General features: G+C 73.3%; 17 protein-coding genes. 4 read left to right on the forward strand and 13 right to left on the reverse strand.

Annotated features, from left to right (window positions below; translation table 11 throughout):
* Nucleotides 1-86: 86 nt before the first annotated feature.
* Genes OG702_RS02515 through OG702_RS02525 form a run of 3 tightly spaced genes read right to left on the reverse strand, consistent with a single transcriptional unit; the run spans nt 87 to nt 2877 of the window.
* Entirely contained in the window at nt 87-1169 is a 1083-nt protein-coding gene (locus OG702_RS02515; RefSeq protein WP_327287209.1) for a hypothetical protein, read from the reverse strand.
* Nucleotides 1170-1171: 2 nt separating this feature from the next.
* Nucleotides 1172-2116, reverse strand: a complete 945-nt coding sequence (locus OG702_RS02520; protein ID WP_327287210.1) for an SRPBCC family protein — start codon at nt 2114-2116, stop codon at nt 1172-1174.
* A 5-nt stretch (nt 2117-2121) separates the two neighbouring features.
* Nucleotides 2122-2877: a hypothetical protein gene (locus OG702_RS02525; RefSeq protein ID WP_327287211.1), complete on the reverse strand. Its 756-nt coding sequence runs from the start codon at nt 2875-2877 to the stop codon at nt 2122-2124.
* A gap of 390 nt (nt 2878-3267) precedes the next feature.
* Here OG702_RS02525 and OG702_RS02530 point away from each other — a divergent pair, with 390 nt between their 5' ends.
* On the forward strand, nt 3268-4419 hold the full coding sequence (locus OG702_RS02530; protein WP_327287212.1) for a hypothetical protein: 1152 nt from the start codon (nt 3268-3270) through the stop codon (nt 4417-4419).
* 101 nt (nt 4420-4520) lie between these two features.
* On the opposite strand, the gene OG702_RS02535 is transcribed toward OG702_RS02530, so the two are convergent.
* From OG702_RS02535 to OG702_RS02545, 3 genes are all read right to left on the reverse strand, one after another.
* The gene (locus OG702_RS02535; protein ID WP_327287213.1) at nt 4521-5393 is read right to left on the reverse strand and encodes an NAD-dependent epimerase/dehydratase family protein; all 873 of its coding nucleotides are present in this window, start codon (nt 5391-5393) and stop codon (nt 4521-4523) included.
* 144 nt (nt 5394-5537) lie between these two features.
* Nucleotides 5538-6353, reverse strand: a complete 816-nt coding sequence (locus OG702_RS02540; RefSeq protein WP_327287214.1) for an MIP/aquaporin family protein — start codon at nt 6351-6353, stop codon at nt 5538-5540.
* Entirely contained in the window at nt 6350-7330 is a 981-nt protein-coding gene (locus OG702_RS02545; protein WP_327287215.1) for a TDT family transporter, read from the reverse strand. Before OG702_RS02545 ends, OG702_RS02540 begins: the two co-directional genes overlap by 4 nt.
* 147 nt (nt 7331-7477) lie before the next feature.
* Here OG702_RS02545 and OG702_RS02550 point away from each other — a divergent pair, with 147 nt between their 5' ends.
* Entirely contained in the window at nt 7478-8359 is an 882-nt protein-coding gene (locus OG702_RS02550; protein ID WP_327287216.1) for a prephenate dehydratase, read from the forward strand.
* A 3-nt stretch (nt 8360-8362) separates the two neighbouring features.
* On the opposite strand, the gene OG702_RS02555 is transcribed toward OG702_RS02550, so the two are convergent.
* The 6 genes from OG702_RS02555 to OG702_RS02580 form a co-directional block, all read right to left on the reverse strand.
* Nucleotides 8363-8941 (reverse strand): PRC-barrel domain-containing protein, encoded by a 579-nt coding sequence (locus OG702_RS02555; RefSeq protein WP_327287217.1) that lies wholly within the window; start codon nt 8939-8941, stop codon nt 8363-8365.
* Between the two features lie 88 nt (nt 8942-9029).
* The gene (locus OG702_RS02560) at nt 9030-9401 is read right to left on the reverse strand and encodes an SgcJ/EcaC family oxidoreductase (RefSeq protein ID WP_327287218.1); all 372 of its coding nucleotides are present in this window, start codon (nt 9399-9401) and stop codon (nt 9030-9032) included.
* Nucleotides 9402-9546: 145 nt separating this feature from the next.
* Nucleotides 9547-10260: an SDR family NAD(P)-dependent oxidoreductase gene (locus tag OG702_RS02565; RefSeq protein ID WP_327287219.1), complete on the reverse strand. Its 714-nt coding sequence runs from the start codon at nt 10258-10260 to the stop codon at nt 9547-9549.
* A 166-nt stretch (nt 10261-10426) separates the two neighbouring features.
* Nucleotides 10427-11338 (reverse strand): LysR family transcriptional regulator, encoded by a 912-nt coding sequence (locus tag OG702_RS02570; protein ID WP_327287220.1) that lies wholly within the window; start codon nt 11336-11338, stop codon nt 10427-10429.
* A 74-nt stretch (nt 11339-11412) separates the two neighbouring features.
* Nucleotides 11413-12033: a TetR/AcrR family transcriptional regulator gene (locus OG702_RS02575; protein WP_327287221.1), complete on the reverse strand. Its 621-nt coding sequence runs from the start codon at nt 12031-12033 to the stop codon at nt 11413-11415.
* Nucleotides 12034-12108: 75 nt separating this feature from the next.
* Entirely contained in the window at nt 12109-12720 is a 612-nt protein-coding gene (locus tag OG702_RS02580; protein WP_327287222.1) for a VOC family protein, read from the reverse strand.
* A 358-nt stretch (nt 12721-13078) separates the two neighbouring features.
* On the opposite strand from OG702_RS02580, the gene OG702_RS02585 reads away from it, so the two are divergent.
* Nucleotides 13079-13549: a hypothetical protein gene (locus tag OG702_RS02585; RefSeq protein WP_327287223.1), complete on the forward strand. Its 471-nt coding sequence runs from the start codon at nt 13079-13081 to the stop codon at nt 13547-13549.
* Between the two features lie 30 nt (nt 13550-13579).
* On the opposite strand, the gene OG702_RS02590 is transcribed toward OG702_RS02585, so the two are convergent.
* Nucleotides 13580-14512, reverse strand: coding sequence for a ribonuclease BN (locus OG702_RS02590; RefSeq protein ID WP_327287224.1), 933 nt, complete (start codon nt 14510-14512; stop codon nt 13580-13582).
* Nucleotides 14513-14675: 163 nt separating this feature from the next.
* Here OG702_RS02590 and OG702_RS02595 point away from each other — a divergent pair, with 163 nt between their 5' ends.
* Entirely contained in the window at nt 14676-14861 is a 186-nt protein-coding gene (locus OG702_RS02595) for a CsbD family protein (protein ID WP_327287225.1), read from the forward strand.
* Nucleotides 14862-14893 lie beyond the last annotated feature (32 nt).

Genomic DNA, 14893 nt, shown 5'->3' on the forward strand with positions numbered 1-14893 from the left:
CGCTCTCCTTCGGCGGCTACCCGGGCCGCCCGCGGCTATCCGTACCCGGTCGCGGCACGCGCGGCCGCGACCCGGGTACGGGCGGGTCAGCGGGCGTGGCGCCGGGAGGCTCCCGTGCGGTGCGGCGACGGGCTCGGACGGCGCGGCCGCCGGCGCGGAGGGCTGGTGTGCTCGGGCGCGCGCTCCGGCTTCGCCCCGGATTCGGCCGGCGGCGCGTCCGCTGCCTTGTCCTCGGCGGTGTCCTGCGCCTTGTCTCCGACGTCGTCCGCGGTGTCCTGCGCCTTGCCGGCCGCGTCGTCCGCGGTGTCCTCGGCCTTGTCCCCGGCGTCGTCCGCCGTGTCCTCGGCCGTCCCGGCGGCGTCGTCGGCCGTCGTGGTCGCCGTCGCGCTGATGTCCTTGACGGCACCGTCAGCCGTGGAGGAGGCCTCGGACGCGGTGCCCTGGACGGCGTCACCCGCCGCGGACCCGGCACTGTCGGCGACATCGCCGACGTCCTTGGCCGCCTCACCGGCACCGGACCCGACGTCCTTGGCCGCCTCACCAGCACCCGAGCCGACCTCTTCCGCCGCCTTGCCCGCGCCTTCGCCGACGTCCTTGGCCGCCTCACCAGCACCCGAGCCGACCTCCTCCACCGCCTTGCCCGCGCCTTCGCCGACGTCCTGGACCGCGTCCCCGGCGCCGGAACCGACCTCCTCCACCGCCTTGCCGGCGCCCTCGCCGACGTCCTCGACGGCCTCACCGGCGCCGCTGCCGATCTCGCCGACCGCGTGCCCCGTGCCCTCGCCGACCGACTGGACCGCCTCGCCGACGGGCCGGGTGATCTGTTCGAGGATCTGCGGGTTGTGGTCGATCGTGCGCAGCACGGTGCCGACGATCTCGGCGACGTTGTCCAGGCGCACCTTGAGCAGGGCCTGCGCCTGGACGCCGGTGATGTCGAGCTGGACCCGGCCCAGCACGACATCCACCCCGACGTCGAGTTTGAGCAGGTCGAGCACTTCGGCGTGGAGTGCCACCCGGGCACGCAGATCCTGGACGTCGAGATCGATCTCGTCGACGTGCAGGTCCTGGACGTCGAGCAGCACATCCGGTTCGGTGCTCGGCTTACGGGCATCCGACGGCACTGCCAGCTCGCCGTCCTGCCGTTCGTCCACTGTCCTGTCACCGTCCATGGTCAGCCGGCCTCTTCGTATGCCTCGTCGTCCTCGTCAAGGTCTTCCTCCTCCTCGCCGTCCTCCCCTTCGTCCTCCTCCGCTTCCTCTTCCTCGATGGCGTCCTCGTGGCTCTTCACGACCTCGCCGTCGCGGATCTCGCCGCGCCAGCCCTCGGCCTCCTCCTCGGAGAAGGTCACGTACCGCTGGAAGTTCTTGAAGTCCAGGCGTGCCCGGCGGCCCTGGGTGCGCCAGATGTTGCCGGTCTTCTCCACGAACCCGCTCGGTTTGTAGACGAGGACGAGGATGATCCGGGTGAGCGTCGGAGTGATCTCGTGGAAGCTGACGGCACCCTGCGTGGTGCCTGCGGTGCCTTCGGTCGTCCAGACGATGCGGTCATCAGGAAGTTGCTCCTGGACGGTCGCCTTCCACGACCTGGTCGACGGGCCGATCTTGACCGTCCACTCGCTGGTGGCCTCGTCGCCGCGCTCCGCTTGCCGCACGCTCTTGGTGAAGCCGCTGAAGTTCTCGTATTCGGTCCAGTGGTCGTAGGCGGTACGCAGCGGGACCCCGACGTCCATGGTCTCGACGATGTTCGTGGCTTTGCTGTCGCCCGACAGGTCGCCGCCGCCCGAGCCGCCGCCGCCGTCGCCGCCGTCCGAGTCGCCTGAATCGAGTCCGGGAACGGCATCCTTGATCTTCCCGGTGACCCCGCTCTTGAGCTCCTCGCCCTTCTCGGCGGCGATCGCCTTGGCGGGCGACTCGCCGTGCAGGACCCGGCTGGCGGCCTTCGGGACGGCGCCGCTGTCCTCGTCGACGTCCAGCATCTTGTCCGTCGCGTCGGCCAGCCGGCTGCCGGCCTTGCGCGCGGCCTGCTTGGCCCGTGCGCTCAGATACTGGCCGACCTCCCGCTTCAACAGGCTCAGTGGGCTGGAATCGGTTCCCTTGGACTTCTGGTCGGACGCCATGTCGGTCACCTCTCCCGGCGGGTACGCGGAGTTGCCTTCTTGGTGGGCTGGCTCTTCTTCGCGGTCGTCGTCCTGGCGGAGGACCGGCCGGACGGTGCCTTGGCCGGCGGCGGCTTCTCGGGCGCCGCCCGCTTCTTCGCTGCGGGCTTCCTGGCGGCCGACTGCCGCGCGGGCGCGTCGCCGACCGGTGCCTTCTTGCGCGGCGCGCTCCGCTCGGCGGCCTTCCCGGCGGCGCGCTTGCGCGCGGGCGCCGGCTCTTGCGGCTCGTCGTCCTCGTCCGCACCGGCGTCGGCGTCAGCGTCGTCGGCGTCGTCCGCGTCGGCGTCGGCGGCGTCGTCGGCGGCGTCTTCGTCCTCGTCCGCCTGATCCTCGTCCTCCGCGTCGGCGCCGTCGTCGTCCTCCTCGTCCTCGGGAGGACCGTCGCTCAGGCCGAGCGTGCGTTCGTGCAGCGCGCCGGCCAGTGCCGACAGGCCGCGGTTGGTGACGGAGGACGCGGCCCGGCCGATACGGCCGCGGCTCTCCTTGCCGCCGCCCTCGTCAGCGCCGTCGTTCCCGTCCTCGTCATCGTCGCCGCCGCCCCTGAGGGACGCCGGCACCCCGGGAAGCTTGCGCAGGCCGCCCGCGACGATCGAGCCCGGCCGCAGGCCCCGGCCGGCCAGCACCGCCGCGGCGGTGAGAGCCAGCTGGCCCTTCTTCCCGCGGCCGAGCAGGTAGCCTCCGGCCACGGCCGCGGCCAAACCGAGGTTCTTCGGTTCGCCCATCACACTTCGCCTTCTCACTGTCGAGTGCGCGTGTTCACAACAGGTACGGCACCGGTGGGGAGCCGTCGGACGCGGCGGCCCGCGACACCGCCACCTCTGCCGGGCAGCAGTCGTCTGGCCCCACGGCCGGGCAACACTCGCGTCGCGCGTCGGGGACCACGTGGACATTTCACCTGCTCGCTCCACTTCCCAGTCTTCGTCCACTTTCGCGGAACCGCATCTGGAGGGATTCGCGTGTTCCCTGGTGTGCGGGCCCGGCGCGGCGTCCAACGCCGACCGGGCCTCGGGGGGATGCGGTCGTGCCGGTACCTGGGGCGGGATCGGGCGGGCCTGCGCCTCTCCGGATTCGTCGCACGAGCCAGGGAGTTGCCGGAGATGGGGGAGATCACGATGACGGTAGTACGGGGGCTCGCCGGGACGCTGGCGGGAGTCGGGGTCGGCGCGATGGCGCTGAGCGGGCAGGCCGCGGCGGCGTCCGGCGGGGGCGGGACGTGGCTGGAGACGTCGACGGGGCAGGTGTCGGTGATGACCGTGGCCCAGCCGACCTCCACGGTCACCTGGGCTGCGGGCGCCGAGGTGCACACCGACCCGGACGAGGGGACCACCGGGTTCACGCCCACGGTCTACGAGCGCGACCTCGGCGGGAGCGGCGGGTGGCGGCAGCTGCCGCTGCGCGGCGCGGACAAGTGGAACAGCAGGATCAACGACATCGCCACGGCCGCGGACGGCTCGGCGTTCTTCGTCGGCGACGAGGGGCAGGACGGGCAGGGCATCCTGGTCGGGCGCTACGTCTCCGGTGCCTGGAAGCTGGCGGCCGACAAGGGCCTGCCCGCGGGGGTCTTCGAGGCGAGCCTGCTGTCGGTCAGCGCCGCCTCCGGCAGCGACGCCTGGGCGGTGGGCCAGGGCTACGACCAGGACACCTACGCCCCGGTGCCGGTCGTGCAGCACTGGAACGGGAAGCGGTGGCGCTCGGTGCAGATCCCGGGATCGGCGGGCTGGACCCTGAACCAGGTCTCCGAGCTGGCACCCGACGACGTCTGGGCGGTCGGCGTGGACGAGGGCACCGGCCAGTCCGTCGCGGTGCACTGGAACGGGCACCGGTGGACGCGGACCCCGACCCCGGTGTTCGCCGACTCGGCGATCCTCTTCGACATCGCCGCCCGCACCCCGCAGGACGTGTGGGCGGTGGGCTGGTCACGCGACACCGACAAGCAGCGCCCGGCGGGGCTGGCGCTGCACTGGGACGGCACGACCTGGACCCAGGTGCCGCTGCCCAGGGGGACCTTCTCGCTGCAGGCCGCGGCTCTGCGTCCGCACGGCGGGTTGGCTGTCGTGGGCGGCAACGACGACGGGGCGGTGGGGCTGAGCTGGACCCCCGCGGCCGGCTGGCAGTCCCTCGGCCTGCCGGAGAACGACCCGCAGCTCCCCCTGGGCGCCAGCTCGGTGGCCTCCTCGGGCGCCCATCTCACGGTGGGCGGCTGGCACTACGTCTCCAGCGACGAGGGCGACACCTTCGCCAACGGCACCATCCTGACCAGGTAGGACACCCGGGACGGCCGGGCCGCACCCGCGCGGCCCGGCCGTCCCGCCCAGGTCAGGACCCCGGGACCTTCCGCGTCAGCGCGCGGGTGCCGCGCCCGCCGTCAGGCGCCCTGGGCCGCGAAGCCGGTGCGCCAGGTCGGGTACTCGGGCCGCCAGCCGCGCGAGCGGGCCAGGGCGTTGGAGGCGCCGCGGGCCCAGGTCTGCCGGCCCGCCGTCGGTTCCGGGGCGGGCACGCCGAGGGCGGCGGCGAGGACCGGAACCCATTCGCGGGACCGCGCGGGCTCGTCGTCCACGATGTTCACCGGCCCCGACGGCCAGTCGAGGGCGGCCACGGCCGCCCGTGCGGCGTCGGCGACATGGAGGAACGAGATCACCGACTCATCCGCCTGGACGGTCCCGATGAAGCGGGCGCCCGGATCCCCGGCCAGCGCCGCGGCCGCCTGGCCGCCCGGCGCGTACCAGGTGCCGGGGCCGTAGAGGATGCCGTACCGCAGCAGCACCCCCGTCTCCAGGTCGGCCGCCGCCGCCTCCATCGCCTCGACACCGTCCACCAGCCCGGCGCGCGGCGGCGCCGCCCCGGTGTCCAGCGGGACGGTCTCGTCGGCCGGATCGTCTCCGGGCATGTACGCCCAGCAGAGGGACTGCACGACGATCCGCGGCACGCCGGCCGCCTTGGCCGCGGCCACCAGGTTCCGCGTCCCCTCACGGCGCAGCCGGTCGGTCGCCTCGGCGTCGGCGTCGCCCAGGTCGGTGAGCTGCTGGATCACCGCGTCCGGCGCGGCGCCCGCCACGACCTCGGCCAGCGCCTCGGGGTCGAAGGCGTCCGCCTGAACGGCCGCTGCGCCCTGCCGGCGTACGCGCTCCACCCCCGCGGCCGACCGGGAGATCCCGGTGACCTGGTGTCCCCCGTCCAGCAGCAGGGGGACGACCAGCCGGCCGACCGCGCCGGTGGCACCCGCAACGAAGACGTGCATCGGTTCAGTCCTCTGCTCGGTCCGGAATCCCGCGGACGGGCGAATCCGGGCATGGCCCGCCGGAGTCGCCGAATCTGAACAATAGCGACATTACGGGAAGGAGCTCGGTTGCCGCAGCGCCCGGCCGCGCCGGGTGCCCCCGCGTCAGGTGCCCGGGTTGTCGACGGCGTGGCCCGTCAGCTTGTACGTCAGCGGCCGGCACGCGTTGAACCGCCAGATGAAGAGGTGGAAGATCGCCGCTCCGACGACCGCGCCGAACACCGGGACCACCAGGTAGATCCACAGGTCGGTGGTCTGGCCGGAGATCGCGGCGGGGCCGAACTGGCGGGCGGGGTTGATGGAGCCTCCGCTGAGCGGGCCGAGGAGCGCGATCACCGTCGCGAGGCACAGCCCGATGACGTAGGGCAGCAGGAAGGTGAAGCGGGGATGGGCCAGGAAGTAGCCGACCACCAGGATCAGGGCCATCATCGCGCCCCCCTCGGCCAGGAAGACCGCGGACGGCTCCCAGTCCGGCGCCGGCCTGATCGCGCCATGGGCGATCGTCGGGCGGGAGACCACGGAACCCCACACCAGCCGCGCCAGGCCCACCCCCGCGGCGGAACCGGCGAGCTGGGCGATCGCGTAGGGCACGACGCTGCGGCCGGGGAAGGCGTCCATCAGCCACAGGGAGACCGTCACGGCGGGATTCATGTGGCCGCCGCTGCGCCTGCCGGGCGGGGTGAAGATCAGCGCGGTGAGGGTGGCGCCGCTCAGCACCCCGATGACGGCGAGCGCGACGTCCAGGTCGGCGATGTAGAGCGGCGAGTCGGTGGCGCGCAGCCAGCGGACCACGGACACCGCGACGAACAGCACGACGGTGGTGAGCGCGAACTCGTCCGCCGCCCGGGCCAGCGGCAGCCGGCGCGGGAGCGAGGGCGGGTTGTTGACCGTGGCCTCCGGGCCCGGCGCCTCCCGCGTCAAGGGGCCGGAGCCGCCGCGGGCGCGGGCAGCCGGGGAAGGAAGGTGCGCCGGACCAGGCCGAGGACGGTACGTGCGGCCAGCGCGGCGAGGGCGAGGGTGGCCAGGCTCAGCAGCAGGTAGGTGAGCCCCTGCTGGCCGTGCACGTGCTCGACCTCAAGCCACCAGACGCCGTTGGTGACGGCGGCCGCGTAGGAGAAGGCGAAGGCCCAGTAACCGGGGCCGAAGGGGGCGCGGCGGTAGGTGCTGATCATGCAGATCTGGACCAGGACCATCAAGGCGGCATAGCCGCCGAGGAGTTCCGCGCCGAAGTCGAGCCGGCCGCCGTTGATGACGAAGAAGGCGTTGCCCGCCACGACCGGCGGGGCCACCTCGATGGCGATGGTCGGCAGCAGCGGCGGCGGCAGCGCTGGCTGCGTGAACAGCCGGACGAGCATGATCGAGCCGAGGACGAACCAGCAGATCAGCCCGTAGCCGAACATCACCCGCGACAACGTCGCCCATCCGAGTGCCGCGCTGCCGCCCGCCGCGATCAGCCCGCCGGCCACCGTCGGCAGGAAGTAGCCGGGATGCCACTGCGGCAGCTGGATGTCGGCCCGGATCCACAGACCCGTCAGCCAGCCGCCCAGCAGCACGGTCAGGACCAGGCCGATCGAGTAGACGACCTCGCCGGCGGTCCGCGCGTGCGGCGCCAGCGCCACCCCGAGCAGCATGGGGACGATGACCGCCACCGCCGTGAACGGGCCCAGGGTCGGGTCGCCCAACTCGGTGGACAGCCGGCCCTGCGCGACGATGTTGCGGGCGTAGGTGACCAGGGTCACCAGCCACACCAGCGCGGCGAGGATCCACAGGGCGTCGGAGGGCCAGGACGCGGTGTGCACGGTTTCGGCCGCGAGACCCCAGGCCTGCGCCAGCCCGGCGGTGCCGAAGCTGATGCTGAACAGGTTGGGCGTCAGGCGGTACGGTGAAGGACGTGTCACGTTCCCATCCGACTATCGGTGGGCAGGCGCCGCAACCGAGGCGCCCGGTCGACGAGCGGCCGTGTCACGCGGCCGCCGTCCGATCCCGGAGGTCCGCCCGGCGGGCGGCCGAGGGGGCACCCGTACGGATGGGAAGCTGAGGTTCGAGTGATCACGATCGCCTACCAGGGGGAGCCGGGGTCCAACTCCGCCGCCGCGACCGCCGACCTCTACCCCGGCAGCACCGGCCTGCCGTGCACCAGCTTCGAGCAGGCACTGGAGGCGGTGACGCTGGGCACCGCGGACCTCGCGGTGATCCCGGTGGACAACTCGGCTGCGGGACGTGTCGCCGACGTGCACCACCTGCTGCCGGAGTCGGCCCTGTCGATCATCGCCGAGTACTTCCTGCCGATCCGCTTCGACCTGGTCGCCGTCCCGCACGGGACGTGGGAGCAGATCGAGTGCGTCCGCAGCCATGTGCACGCCCTGAGCCAGTGCCGCAAGGTCCTGCGCGAGGGCGGCTGGCGGACGCTGGTCACGCAGGACACGGCGGGCGCCGCACGCGAGTTGGCCGAACTCGGCGACCCCCGGCACGCGGCGCTGGCCCCGCCGGCCGCGGCCCGCGAGTACGGGCTGCGGGTGCTGCGGCCCGGCGTCGAGGACGACCCCGACAACACCACCCGCTTCGTCGTCCTGTCCCGGGACGCCGTGCTCCCCCAGGACACCGGGGCGCCGACGATGTCCAGCCTGTTCTTCTGCGTGCGCAACATCCCCAGCGCCCTCTACAAGGCCCTGGGCGGCTTCGCGAGCAACGCCGTGAACATCACCAAGATCGAGAGCTACCAGATCGGCGCGGGACTGCACCCCAGCCGCTTCTACGTGGAGATCGAGGGGCACCCCGACGAGCCCCGGGTCGCCCTGGCTCTGGAGGAGCTGAACTTCTTCTCCTCCGAGGTGCGGCTGCTGGGGGTCTACCCGGCCCATCCCCACCGCCGCGAGGGACGCGACCGGCGGGCGGAAGCCGCGGCGGACGGTCCCGTGCCCCGCTGACGGTCAGTCGCGGCCCTCGCCCTCCTCGGCCCCGGATGCTCTGTGGGCGCCCCCGGCCGCGGGGGTGTCCGCCGCCCGACCCGGCCCGGACGTGCCCGGCTCGTACTTGCGCAGCCGCGGGGTCGGGGCGGCAGCCGGCGCCGGGGGCTCGTCGGCGAGCTCCTTGACCTCCTCCAGGTCCGTCTCCCCCTCGAAGACCGGTGTCTTCGGCCGCCGGCCGCCGACGCCGGGGGCGCCGGACGCCTCCTGCGCGGGCGTGCTGAGCCCGTAGTGCAGATACAGCTCCTGCTCCTGGACGAGGTCGAGGTGCTGTTCCGCCTCCATCCGGGGCGCGGTGCGCACGGCCTCGGTCGTGCACGCCAGGTCCAGTACGCCCTCCCGGGTGTGGGTGGCGCCCTCCAGCGGGACGAACGTGTCGCCGCTGCCCTCGCCGTGCTCGACGGTCCGCACCGTCACCCACTCGGGGCGGCGCCCCATGTCGTCCACGTAGACGTCGCTGACGGCGCCGATCGGCCTGCCGTCCCGGCCGTAGGCGGTCAGCCGCCTGAGTGCCTCGGGGTCCGCGAAGACGTCCTCGGTCATGAGCGGGTCACTCCTCTGCGGAAGGGGCACGGCCGGCTGCCGCACCACCCGACACCCTCCCACCGGCGCCGCGGTGCCGCCCGGCGGGCTACGGCAGGCGGGAGACCTGGTAGTGCCGGAGATACCACTCGCCCTTCGAGCGCGTCAGCACCACGCCGAGGCTGACGCTCAGCGTGTCCCGGTCGGTGAAGGAGAAGTCGACGTCCAGATAGCCGAGCACGATGTCGTCGGCGAGGCGCCTGGTCTCCCGGACGCGATACGCGGCGGACATCCCGCGCGGCTGGGACTCGTAGTAGTCGGCGACGCCTCGCCGGCCCACGCTGAAGGGGTGCAGTCCCTGGAAGACCGCGTCCTCGGTGAAGAGGGACGCGACCTGTCCCGGCTCGTGCGCGTCGACGGCTGCCTTCCATCGGTCGAGCACGCCGCGCAGGATCGCCTCGGTCTCGGTACTGCCGTTCATCACACTTCTCCTGTCCGGTGGGTCCGGTGGGTCTGGTAGGTCCGGTGGGAAGCCGGACGGGCGGACCACCCGGTGCGGGTACCGGGTGGCCGCAGGGGACGCCGGCCACCCGGCCGGCCGGCCGCGGGCCGGTCGCCCGCGGGGGTCAGTGGCCCGCGCTCACACCGCCGTCGACGTGCAGGATCGCGCCGGTGACGAACGGGGCGTTCTCCAGGTAGATCACCGCTTCCGCGACGTCGCTCTCCTCCCCGAGCCGGCCGACCGGCTGGAGTGCGGCGAGGTGTTCATGCGTCTCCTCGGGGTGCATGGGCGTCCTGATGGTGCCCGGCGAGACGGCGTTGCTGCGGATGCCGCGGGTGGCGTACTCGATGGCCAGGGACTTGGTGGCGGACTGGATCCCGCCCTTGGTCAGCGAGGCCAGCACGGAGGGGGCCCGGGTGTCGGCGTTGTCGACCAGGCTGGTGGTGATGTTCACGATGTGGCCGGCGCCCTGGGTGAGCATCTGCTCGATGGCCAGCTGGGTGATGCGGAAGAAGCCGCCGAGGTTCACACCGATCACGGCGGCGTAGTCGTCCGGGGTGTAGTCGGTGTAGGGCTTGGCGACGAAGAGACCGGCGTTGTTGACCAGGGTGTCGATGCGGCCGAAGCGCTCCAGGCCGGCGGCGATGACGCGCTCGGCGGTGGCGGGGTCGGCGATGTCGCCCCGGACGGTGAGCAGGTCCGGGTCGTCGGAGGGGGCGATGGTGCGCGAGGTGGCGACGACGGCGTAGCCGAGCTTGCGGTAGGCGTCGGTTATCGCAGCGCCGAGGCCCTGCGAAGCACCGGTGACGACTGCGACCTTCTGGTTCTGGGAGTTCATGGCGACCTTCGTTGGGAGGGGCGAGGAGGTGTCGTCCGAGGTGACTAGCCGACCGGTCGACTATTTGATTATGCGAGACGGCGGGGCGCGATTCCAAGCCGAGAGGGGCCTGGGGCCGGGACCGGCTGGCTCCCGACTGGGAGGCAGAACCTCCCAGCCGGTCACATCAGCGGTGCGGGTCGGCGGCAGGCAGCCAGACGTCCTGGTGGTGGATCCCGAGGTCACCGACGCCGTCGCACAGCGCGTCGGCGGCGGCCAGCACCGCGGCCCGCTGCTCGTCGCGACGGCGGACCAGGGACCAGGTCCACACCACCCGCGGCGCGACAACCGGGCGCCGGACCAGGTCGGGCGGCAGCGGGGCGGTCTGCCCCTTGGGCGAGTTGATGACCGGGCGGCCGCTGCGACGGACGTGGTCGAAGAAGGCGGGGCCGGTGATGCCGCCGTCGGAGATACGGACGGCGCGGGCACCGGTGCTGCGGGCCAGCTCTTCCGCGTAGGCGTTCCACGACGACCACGACGTGGTGTCGGCGTCCAGCAGCACCGCGGTGTCCCGGGCGGCCACCTCGCCGGTGTCGGCGCCGGTGGCGACGGCGTGCAGCCGGTCGGCGCCGAGCAGCCCGGCGCTCAAACCCAGCCGCTCCAGGTCGCCGGTCCGCACCCAGCAGACCGCCAGGTCGAGACCGCCGTCGGCGACCCGGGCGGCCTGGGCGTGCGAAGGGGCGATCCAGGCGTCGGTGTGGACGTCGGCCACCGCGGACGTCCGCGCGCCGAGGTCGGCGGGGACCCAGTTGACGTAGCCGAGCCGGACCGGCTCGGAGCCCGCGAGGCGACGTGCGCGGCGCCGCAGGTCGTCGGCCTGCTCCAGCAGGGCGCGGGTGTGGGACAGCAGGTCGGAACCGGCCGGGGTGAGCGCCACGGAACGGCGGTCGCGGTCGAACAGCCGGACCCCCAGGTCGCGTTCGAGCGCCTTGATCTGCTGGGACAGCGACGGTCCCGCGATCAGGAGCCGTGCCGCGGCCCGGCCGAAGTTCAGCTCCTCGGCCACCGCGACGAAGTAACGAAGTTGGCGCAGCTCCACGCCCGCATGCTATGTCGCCGCCGGGCGGATCCGCCCGGCGGACAGGCGGCAGGTCGTGGCGCCGAGCCGATGGCTCAGAGCGCCGCCGGGGTCTCTTCCGGAATCCGGGCGCCCAGGATGGCGAGGCAGTTCCGCCACAGCACCGTGAGCTGGCTGCTGTCGTTGTACAGCTTGGCGAAGAGCACCTGGCCCTCCAGTTGCGCGACGACCGCCCGGGCGGCGTCCCGGGGGTCGGCGACGGCGACCTCCCCGCGCTGCCCGGCCTCGGCGATGACCTCGGCGAGCAGGTCGACCTGGGCGTCGAAGATCTGCTGCAGGCGCCCGCGGACCGCTTCGGTCTGGTTGCTCAGCTCCAGGGTCAGATTCCCGAACACGCACCCCGAGACGGTGCCGCAGCTCTGCTGCCCGGCGCGCTGCTCGGCCTCGGTCTCCTCGAACAGCCGGCGCAGCCGCTGGAGCGGGTCGGCGTCGCTGTGCAGGATGCGGGTCCACTCCCGGCCCTGCAGGGCCCAGTGCTCGTCGAGCACGGCCAGGCCGAGCGCCTCCTTCGACTCGAAGAAGTAGTAGAAGCTGCCTTTCGGCACGCCCGCGGCCTTGCAGATCTCGGCGGTGCCCAGCGCGGAGTAGCCGCGCTGCTCCATCAGCGAGCGCGCGGCCCCGAGGATGTTCTCCCTGGCATTGCTGGTACGTCCCACGGGTCCACTATACGACCGATCGACTACCTGCCCGCCGGGCCGCCGTGCGCGGCCCCCGGACGCCCCCGCCCCCGCTCACACGGGCGGCTCGGTGCCCGCCTGCTCGCTCACCATGAAGCGCGCGTACCAGTCGGGCCAGTCCGGGTCCTCCTTGCCGGTGCGCGCCTCGTGCTTGCCGTGGGCCGCCGCCGCGCGGCGCATCGCGCCCGCCAGGTCCTCCGCGGAGGCGAAGGCCGTGGTCGCGCTGTCCAGCCGTCCGGGGAGCCGGGCGGTGATCTCCTGCAGCACCCAGCCGTTGCCGTCCGGGTCGCTGAACGACAGGAAGGAGCCGTAGCTGCCGCGGTCCGGATCGACGCCCGGCACCCGGGCGTCGGTCCCGGCGTGGTGGAAGACGCCCCCGGCGTCGTGGAAGACGTCGCTCGGCTCCGCGCCGCGCTGCTTCAGCTCCTCGTGGGCGGCCTCGATGTCGTCGACCACCAGGTGCAGGCCCTGCGCCGTACCCGGCGCCTGGGAGGCGATCGCGGTGCCGAAGATGACCGAGGCCGGCGAGCCCGGCGGGGTGAGCTGCACGACGCGGAAGTTCTCGTCGGGGGCCACGTCCGCGTCGAGCCGCCAGCCCAGCGCCGTGTAGAAGTTCTTCGCCCGGTCGACATCGGACACCGGGACCACGACGACTTCGAGTTTCATATCCATGGGTGTGTGTGCCTCCCGCGTCTCGATGGCCTGCCGGCACGACCGGGCGGGCAGCCGGGATCGGCTCCGCGCCGTGCGGGCGAGCGTGCAGGAATCCGTCACCTCACCGTAGGCACGCCGTCCGCCGGGTGCACGCCGACGGCTGCCCCGCTCCGACATCCGTGACCCGGCAGGCGGAGCGCGCCGGGAAGTCGGAGGTCAGCCGGGAGGCACCAGCCGTCCGCGGGCCGCACGGTGTGCGAGGCGGTCCGCGCGATGGGACGCTTGCACAGTGCCCTGTGGGCCGAGGCGCGTATCGCAGGACCCGGCCCGGTCCATCCGCACGGCAGGAGGAAGGGTCATGATCTGTGTGATGCGTCCGCTTCTGCACGGCGCCGCGGCCGGAGCCGCTGGTACGACCGCGCTCAACATCGTCAGCTACGCCGACATCGCGCTGCGGGCCAGGCCCGCGAGCACCACGCCCGAGGTCACCGTGCGCAAACTCGCCGAGAAGCTGCATGTGCGGATCCCCGGTGAGGGGAAGGCCCTGGACAACCGGATCGCCGGCCTGGCTCCGATGACCGGATACGCCAGCGGTCTGGCCATGGGGGCGGCGCTCGCGCTGGCCCGCAGCGCCGGCTGGCGCCCGTCGGTGGCCGGCGAGTACACGGTGGCCGTGGTCGGCGCCATGATCGGCACGAACGGCCCGATGACGGTCCTTGGCGTCACCGATCCGCGGACCTGGTCGGTCTCGGACTGGATCTCCGACGTGGTCCCCCACCTTGCCTACGCGCTGGTGACGACCGCGCTGGTCGACTGGCTGTACGGGGCGCCCCGCGGCTGAGCCGCCGGGCCCGGTAGGAGCCCCCGGTCGTCAGCGGCGGTCGGCGCGATGGGCCGGCCACCAGCGCGGGCCGATCCTGGCGGCCGCCTCCACCGGGTCCACCGGCCCGCCGTCACCGCTCGCCCCCGGCGGCCGCTCCCCCGCAGTCGCCGCCTCCGGCGCCCGCACGCCTTCCGGGCTGACGCCGTGGTGGAGCTGCCGCCCGACCAGCGCGCCGCCGAAGATGACGAACCCCACCCCGATCAGCCAGCTCTGCACCATCAGCACGGTGCCGACCGGGCCGTACGTCACCGCGCTGGTCAGTATCAGCGGCGACAGCACGAGCACCGAGAAGATCCGCAGGCCCACCAGGCCCACCATGGTGCACACCGCCCCGGTGAGGGCGGGTCGCGCCGGCACCCGGTTGCCGAGCAGGAAGCGCTGGCCCCACCAGAAGAAGAGCACCCCACAGGCGAGGGTGAAGGCGATCCGCAGGGCGGTGGGCACCGTGCCGCCGTCCAGCACCGTGCCGCTGCGCGCTTCCACGAAGAGGTAGCCGGTCAGCACCGCGAGCCACACCGCCCGCCGCCAGGCGGCGTGCCAGCGGTCGGCCGGCAGGTCCCAGATCCGCTCGTAGCCGGTCGCCACGCTCGCCGCGAAGGACAGCCCGAACACCGCGAGCGCCGCCAGGCTCAGCGCGCTGGTGGTGCTCAGCACCTTGCCGGGGGTGGAAAAGAGCCGCCGCACGGTCTGCGCCGGCCCCGCCGACAGCCCCATGCCGTCCACGATCCACTGCGCGAAGCCGCCGCGCTCGTACGGCACCGCCGCCGCCACCACGATCAGCAACGGCATCAGCGTCACCAGGCCGAGCGCCGCGAAGCCCATCGACCGGTGCATCAGCTCCATCTCCGCGCCCTGCTGCCAGATCCGGCCCGGTACCGACCGCCGCCAGGCCGCCGTGACCCGGCCCTCCCTTCCGGCCATGCCCCGCCACCTCCCGCGGTGCGGATACCCGCCGGAACGGCCCGTACGCGGCGGCTTCCGGCCGCCCTCGGGGCCTCGTACGCACTGCGGATCGCAACCGGCACACATAAGGCGCCCGCCGCGGGGCAGCCGACTTCCGAGAGCGAGCGAGAGGAGTGAGGTCATGAGCGACAGCGACAAGACCCGGGCCAAGACCGAGCAGGCCACCGGCAAGATCAAGGAAACGGTCGGCCGAGCCGCCGGAGACGAGGACCTCGAAGCTGAGGGCCGCGGCGACCAGGCCAAGGGCGACCTGCGCCAGGCGGGCGAGAAGGTCAAGGACGCGGTGAAGCGGATCCACAAGGACTGACGCCGCGCTCACCGGCCCGCACCAGAGACTCC

It is taken from the genome of Streptomyces sp. NBC_01198, assembly GCF_036010485.1.
Lineage (GTDB): Bacteria > Actinomycetota > Actinomycetes > Streptomycetales > Streptomycetaceae > Actinacidiphila.

Excerpts from the sequence above, each read along its gene's own strand:
- OG702_RS02515 (WP_327287209.1), bottom strand. The coding sequence starts at position 1,169 with ATGGACGGTGACAGGACAGTGGACGAACGGCAGGACGGCGAGCTGGCA.
- OG702_RS02520 (WP_327287210.1), bottom strand. The coding sequence starts at position 2,116 with ATGGCGTCCGACCAGAAGTCCAAGGGAACCGATTCCAGCCCACTGAGC.
- OG702_RS02525 (WP_327287211.1), bottom strand. The coding sequence starts at position 2,877 with ATGGGCGAACCGAAGAACCTCGGTTTGGCCGCGGCCGTGGCCGGAGGC.
- OG702_RS02530 (WP_327287212.1), top strand. The coding sequence starts at position 3,268 with ATGACGGTAGTACGGGGGCTCGCCGGGACGCTGGCGGGAGTCGGGGTC.
- OG702_RS02535 (WP_327287213.1), bottom strand. The coding sequence starts at position 5,393 with ATGCACGTCTTCGTTGCGGGTGCCACCGGCGCGGTCGGCCGGCTGGTC.
- OG702_RS02555 (WP_327287217.1), bottom strand. The coding sequence starts at position 8,941 with ATGACCGAGGACGTCTTCGCGGACCCCGAGGCACTCAGGCGGCTGACC.
- OG702_RS02560 (WP_327287218.1), bottom strand. The coding sequence starts at position 9,401 with ATGAACGGCAGTACCGAGACCGAGGCGATCCTGCGCGGCGTGCTCGAC.
- OG702_RS02565 (WP_327287219.1), bottom strand. The coding sequence starts at position 10,260 with ATGAACTCCCAGAACCAGAAGGTCGCAGTCGTCACCGGTGCTTCGCAG.
- OG702_RS02580 (WP_327287222.1), bottom strand. The coding sequence starts at position 12,720 with ATGAAACTCGAAGTCGTCGTGGTCCCGGTGTCCGATGTCGACCGGGCG.
- OG702_RS02585 (WP_327287223.1), top strand. The coding sequence starts at position 13,079 with ATGCGTCCGCTTCTGCACGGCGCCGCGGCCGGAGCCGCTGGTACGACC.
- OG702_RS02590 (WP_327287224.1), bottom strand. The coding sequence starts at position 14,512 with ATGGCCGGAAGGGAGGGCCGGGTCACGGCGGCCTGGCGGCGGTCGGTA.
- OG702_RS02595 (WP_327287225.1), top strand. The coding sequence starts at position 14,676 with ATGAGCGACAGCGACAAGACCCGGGCCAAGACCGAGCAGGCCACCGGC.